This is a genomic window from Streptomyces sp. NPDC028419, assembly GCF_055565515.1.
This window is the reverse complement of the sequence record NZ_JBVHUE010000078.1, coordinates 1-5,465: the sequence shown is the minus strand read 5'-3', so window position 1 is coordinate 5,465 and position 5,465 is coordinate 1. Positions and strand designations below refer to the sequence as shown.

6 protein-coding genes are annotated in these 5,465 nt (G+C 73.7%); 3 read left to right on the top strand and 3 right to left on the bottom strand.

The genetic code is table 11. The features are described 5' to 3' along the window. Positions 1 to 154 precede the first annotated feature (154 nt). Both ACZ4UB_RS39455 and ACZ4UB_RS39450 read right to left on the bottom strand, forming a co-directional pair. Positions 155 to 664 (bottom strand): SRPBCC family protein, encoded by a 510-nt coding sequence (locus tag ACZ4UB_RS39455; protein ID WP_468078112.1) that lies wholly within the window; start codon positions 662 to 664, stop codon positions 155 to 157. Continuing rightward, positions 661 to 1,227 carry an RNA polymerase sigma factor gene (locus ACZ4UB_RS39450; protein WP_468078110.1) on the bottom strand — a complete coding sequence of 189 codons (567 nt, stop codon included), beginning with the start codon at positions 1,225 to 1,227 and terminating at the stop codon, positions 661 to 663. Before ACZ4UB_RS39450 ends, ACZ4UB_RS39455 begins: the two co-directional genes overlap by 4 nt. A 219-nt stretch (positions 1,228 to 1,446) precedes the next feature. Here ACZ4UB_RS39450 and ACZ4UB_RS39445 point away from each other — a divergent pair, with 219 nt between their 5' ends. Both ACZ4UB_RS39445 and ACZ4UB_RS39440 read left to right on the top strand, forming a co-directional pair. Next, positions 1,447 to 2,970: a carboxylesterase/lipase family protein gene (locus tag ACZ4UB_RS39445; RefSeq protein ID WP_468078108.1), complete on the top strand. Its 1,524-nt coding sequence runs from the start codon at positions 1,447 to 1,449 to the stop codon at positions 2,968 to 2,970. 293 nt (positions 2,971 to 3,263) lie between these two features. Further along, the gene (locus ACZ4UB_RS39440) at positions 3,264 to 3,800 is read left to right on the top strand and encodes an RNA polymerase sigma factor (protein ID WP_468078106.1); all 537 of its coding nucleotides are present in this window, start codon (positions 3,264 to 3,266) and stop codon (positions 3,798 to 3,800) included. On the opposite strand, the gene ACZ4UB_RS39435 is transcribed toward ACZ4UB_RS39440, so the two are convergent. Beyond that, complete coding sequence (locus tag ACZ4UB_RS39435) at positions 3,777 to 4,280, bottom strand: hypothetical protein (RefSeq protein WP_468078104.1); 504 nt, start codon at positions 4,278 to 4,280, stop codon at positions 3,777 to 3,779. The two genes, ACZ4UB_RS39440 and ACZ4UB_RS39435, sit on opposite strands and share 24 nt — an antisense overlap. 305 nt (positions 4,281 to 4,585) lie before the next feature. Here ACZ4UB_RS39435 and ACZ4UB_RS39430 point away from each other — a divergent pair, with 305 nt between their 5' ends. After that, on the top strand, positions 4,586 to 5,359 hold the full coding sequence (locus ACZ4UB_RS39430) for a 4'-phosphopantetheinyl transferase superfamily protein (RefSeq protein WP_468078102.1): 774 nt from the start codon (positions 4,586 to 4,588) through the stop codon (positions 5,357 to 5,359). The last annotated feature ends 106 nt before the right edge of the window (positions 5,360 to 5,465 follow it).

The following is a 5,465-nucleotide window of genomic DNA, read 5'->3' as shown; positions in this document are numbered from 1 at the left end:
CCCCCCCCCCCCCCCCCCCCCCCCCCCCCCCCCCCCCCCCCCCCCCCCCCCCCCCCCCCCCCCCCCCCCCCCCCCCCCCCCCCCCCCCCCCCGACGCCCGGCGCGGCCCGCCCCCCCCGCCGGCCCGCAGGGGCCCCGAGGCAATGACGGTGGCTCAGGGCCCCTGCGGGCCGGTCCCCCGCCGCGCGGCGACCCGCCGCCGCGCCCGCGCGATCATGCGCCGCCCGCGGTCGTCACCCAGGGCACACAACGCCCGCAGCGCCCTCGCCTCGTAACCACCCCCGCGGACCCCGCCGAGCACCGCGAAGCGCGTGCCGTCGCCCTCGGCGACCGCGGCCATCCCCCCGACCACCCGCCGGCTCTGCATCAGGCAGTAGCCGGGCTGGAGCAGGACGTCGAACCGGGCCCGGTACCCGAGGGGACCGTGCGCCCAGCCCTGGACCCGACCGGGCCCCCCGGCGCGGTGGCCCGCGAGCATGCGGAACGCCCGAAGGGTCGGCACCAGGTGCGGCAGCTCCCCCTCCAGGTCGCCCGCCACCTCCCACACGACGTCGGGGGGAGCGGCGACGTACTCCTCCACGTACATGACGGCGCCCAGTCCGGCGGCCATGACGCGCAGCCGCTGGACGGGGTCGAGTTCTGTCGTGGGCCAGCCGGTGGTCATCGCGTCCACGCCTTCCGAAAGCTGTTGCGGGCCCGGTGCAGTCTCGACTTCACCGTGCCACAGGGGATGTTCAGGGCATCGCTGGCCGCGCGTTCGTCCAGCCCTTCGAGCTCGCGCAGCGTCAGCACCGCGCGGTGCTCGGCGGACATCCGGCTCAGGACGTCGTGGACGTCGCAGGCCAACTCCGCGTCGCGCGGGCCGGGTACGTCGTCGAACTCGCCCCACGGGGTGTCCCGTCGGGCGCGCCGGGCCACCCGCACCGCCTCGCGCACGGTGATGGTGCGGACCCAGCCGTACAGGGCGGTCGGGTCCTTCAGCCGGGGCAGGCCCTGGAAGACGGCGATCAGGGACTCCTGCACCGCGTCCGCGCTGTCGGAGAGCGCGATCGGGCGGCAGAGCCGGCTGACGTACGGGGTCAGCAGGGTGATCAGGTCGTTGACGGCCAGGGCGTCGCCGGCCTGGGCGGCGCGCACCAGCCGGGCGGCCGGCTCCCAGGGATCGGGTTCCCGCGGCCGTGGCGTGTCCGGCTCCTGGCGCCGGGTCGGTGCGTCGACTGCTCTCATCTGTCGATCTCCTCCGTTGCGTGCGGCATCGCTCCGTCCGCACGCGGGCGGCGCAGATCGCACGGTGCTTCACAGGACAGAGGTGCAAAACGGAGCGGACACTCCCACCGTCCGCCATTTGCTCGCAGGAATCGCGGACCGGGGGGAGTGTCCGGAGCGCGGACCGCCTCTTGTCTGGTGTCGGCAATGCCCGCCAGAGCTGTGAAGGGGCCGAGGACAGTGGAGAAGGAGCGTCAACCCGAGGTGCGCACCGGCCGGGGCGCGGTGCGGGGTCGGGTCGAGGACGGGATCGCCGTCTTCCGGGGCATCCCCTACGCGCGCCCGCCCTTCGGCGCGCTGCGCTTCGCCGCGCCGGAGCCGGCGCGGCGGTGGGACGGGGTCAGGCCGGCGCTGGAGTTCGGGCCGCCACCGCCGCAGTACGACCGGATGAGCCCGCGGCCGGCCACGGACCCCCGGGACCCGGCCCCGGACTGTCTGACCGTCAATGTGTGGACCCCGGCGCTCGGGGCCGCCGCCCTGCCCGTGATGGTGTGGTTCCACGGCGGCGCGTACGTGTTCGGCAGCGCGGCCGACCCCGTGTACGACGGGGCGCGGCTGGCCCGCCGGGGCGTGGTGGTGGTGACCTTCAACTACCGGGTCGGGATGGAGGGGTTCGGGCAGCTGGCCGGCGCCCCGGCCAACCGCGGCCTGCTCGACCAGATCGCCGCCCTGCGGTGGGTGCGGGAGAACATCGCGGCCTTCGGCGGAGACCGGGACGACGTGACGCTCTTCGGGGAGTCCGCCGGGGCCGGTTCGATCGCGGCCCTGCTGGCGATGCCCGCGGCCGCGGGGCTCTTCCACCAGGCGGTGGCGCAGAGCGTGCCCGGCTCGTACTTCGCCCCGGAGCTGGCCGCGCGGATCGCCGGCGCGGTGGGGGCGCGGGTGGGCGCCGGGGCCACGGCGCGCGAGCTGCGGGACGTCGATCCGCACCTGCTCGTGCGGGCCGCGGACGAGGTCTTCGCCGCCCGGGGCGCACACGCGCGGGAGTGGGGCGCGCTGGCGCACGCGGAGACCGTGTTCTCGCCGGTGGTCGACGGGGAGTCGCTGCCGTGCACCCCGTGGGAGGCGGTCGCCCGGGGGGCGGCCCGCGACCTGGCCCTGGTGTTCGGCCACAACCGGGACGAGTACCGGCTGTTCATGGCCAAGCGGGGGGAGTTCGGGTCGGTCAGCGGCGAGCGGGCGGAGCACGCCCTACGGGTGTTCGGGCCGGGCGGCGGGGACGGCCGCGGCGCCGGGAGCGCGTACCGCGGGGCCTACCCCGGGGCGGGCCCGGAGGAGTTGTACGAGACGGTGCTGTCCGACTGGATGTGCCGGATGCCCACGGTGCGGTTGCTGGAGGCCCAGGTGGCGGCGGGCGGTGTGGCGTACGCCTACGAACTGCGCTGGTCGGCCCCGGTGTCCGGGGGACGGCTGGGCGCCTGCCACGGTCTGGACGTGCCGCTGGTCTTCGGGACCCTGGACGCGCCGCTCGCGCGGCAGATGCTGGGGGAGCAGGCCCCGGCGGCGGCCGGCGCGCTCTCGGAGCGGATGCAGGCGGCCTGGACGCGGTTCGCCCTCCACGGCGATCCGGGCTGGCCCGGATACCGGTCGGCGGACCGCCTTTCGAAGGTTTTCGACTGCGAAGACGATCTCTTGGGAGACCCGGTGGCGGCCTCCCGGAAGGTGTGGCGGAATCATTCATTCACCGCGCTGGAACCGTGCTGAACGCCTTTACCGGGCGGGGGGCGGCGGCCGTCTCAGATCGCGGAAGTTCTTTGGGGCAGGCCAACTTCCAGATGTTAGGGTGGCTGCTGCTGCTCATGGTCGGATTTTGGTTGCGACGGGGGTTGAATGGCCGCGATCCGACTGTTTGTGGGGGGTTACTCGCGGGTTAATCATAAGTAGGGCTCCGTGCGTTTCGAGATTTAATGCAGCAGGCAACTGTCATTGACAATGAGCAATCGAATGGTTTGACGCCGCCCCCGTCCGGCGATACGAATACCGACAATGGGGGCGCAGTGGCCGAAATCGAAGTCGCGCGGACGACCGGCTGGGACATGGAGGAATTGGCCCGGCTCGTGGAAGGCGCGCAGCGGGGCGACGCGCTGGCCATGGACGAACTGCTCGGCGTCCTCGCACCGTACGTCGGCCGGATCTGCGGACCGGTGGCGCTCCAGGACGCCGCGGACGCGGCGCAGGAGGCGCTCATCGCGGTGTTCCGCAACATCGGCCAGTTGAAGACCCCCGCGGCCTTCCTCGGATGGGTCCGGTCGATCGCCGTCCGGGAGGCGCTCAAGTACGCCAAGCAGCGTCAGCGGCAGGGTCCCCAGCCCGCGGAGTGGGACGAGAAGCCGGTGCTGGAGGACCTCCAGCTCGCCTCGGACATCGCCGACGTGATGGGGCGGCTGGCGCCCGAGCATCGGGTGGTGCTGACCTTGCGGCACATCGACGGCCTGGACGAGCAGGAGGTCGCGAGGATCCTCCTGGTACCCGTGGGGACGGTCAGGTCCCGGTTGTTCCGGGCCCGCCGGTCATTCCGTTCCGCTTGGGAGTGAGCGGGCGTCCAGACGCCGCTGCAAGCGGTCGAAGAGCAGGCCGGTCCGTTGTTCCGCCCGCGTCACGCGCACGCGGTCGACGAGCCGGCCCCCGGGGAAGCGCAGGCTGCTGTAGAAGGCGAAACGGGTGCGCCCGCCCTCGGCCACGGCGGCCATGCCGCCGACCAGCACCTTGCTCTGCATGAGGCACCAGCCCGGGCGCAGCACGATGTCGAAGTGCTCGGCGTGCCCCAGGACGCTGACGGCACGCCCCGTCAGCCGGTCGTTCCCGGCTCCGGTGACGGCGAAGGAACGCAGCCCCGGGACGATGTGGGGGAGCTCCCGTTCCAGATCGGACGCGACGGCCCACAGGACATCGAGGGGCGCGTCGAAAAGGCGCTCACCGTAACTCGGGTACTTCGATGCGGAGGCGATGACCTTCAGGCGTCGGATCGGATCGATTTCGACCGCCGGCCAGTCGCTGTGCAGCGGACCAGTCACTGGAAACCGCCCCCTCTGTTTCGTATGGGGGGAAGGCTCGCAGCATCCCCCCGCATGGTCAAGCACTTCGAAATACCCGATCGGAGCGACCGCGCGCAATAGCGTATCGAGACGGCCCCGATGTGGATCACCCCTATTTCGTCCCCGGAAATAAATCAGGTCCCGTGGGAGTGCATCCGCGCCGCGCGTCCTCTTCCTCCTCGAAGGAACACGGTTACCGAGCATCGTACAAGGGGGGCGGCGGCATGCGGTTCGCCCAGTTGCCGGTGCGCAATGCGGGAACGAAAAGAACGGGGAAGGCAGTCGTGCTGACCACGGGGGCTCCGCCGAGGATCCGACCGACACTGCCGCGCGCCCTGGCGGACGCCAGGCCGCGCGAGGCGGGACTCGGCTTCGGCACCTGTTCCGTCCACGAGGGGCCGCCCGTCGCGGTGCACGAGGCCGAGCGCCGATGGGCGCGGGCCATGCCGCCCCGGCGGCGGGCGGACTTCCTGATCGGCCGCGGGGCGCTGCACCGCGCGCTGCGCGCGGCGGGACTGACCGCCGACGCCGTGCTGTTCGAGGGGGCGCGTCCGCTCCTGCCCCCCGGGATCTCGGCGTCGATCAGCCACTGCGACGGGGTCGCCGTGGCCGTGGCGGGGCCCGCGCGGCGGTTCCCCGCGCTGGGCGTCGACCTGGAGCTGTCCGGCCCGCCCCTGCGGGCGGCCCACCTGGTGCTGCGCGGGGCCGAGGCCGCCGCGCTGCGCGGGACGGGGCGCGCGGCGGAGCAGCGGCTGCTCGCGATGTTCTCCGCCAAGGAGGCCACGTACAAGGCCCTCAGCCCGCTCCTGGGCCCCGAACTGCGCGGCCTGCGCGACCTGGTGCTCACCGCGGACGCCATGGATGCCGCGGATGCCGCGGACGCCATGGGTGCCGTGGGTGCCGTGGACGGCGCTGACACCGCGGACGCCGGTGGGTTCCTGGCCCACGCCGCGAGCCGCCCCGACCTGCGCCTGCGGGTGAGCGTCCGCGAGCTCCCGCACGGCGGCGTCCTGTGCTGGGCCCTCCAGCTGGTGCCGGTCACCCCGCCCGCGTCCTGACCGGCCCGCCTCCCCCGTTATCTTTTTCGCGGTCCTGCAATGGGGCCGCTGGCCTCCGGGCCCGGTATGACTGTGTCCCCTCTGTCGAAGGCATGACCTGGGGGGT

Bases quoted from the DNA above. Each gene is read 5' to 3' on its own strand.
- ACZ4UB_RS39455 (WP_468078112.1), bottom strand. From the start codon at position 664: ATGACCACCGGCTGGCCCACGACAGAACTCGACCCCGTCCAGCGGCTG.
- ACZ4UB_RS39450 (WP_468078110.1), bottom strand. From the start codon at position 1,227: ATGAGAGCAGTCGACGCACCGACCCGGCGCCAGGAGCCGGACACGCCA.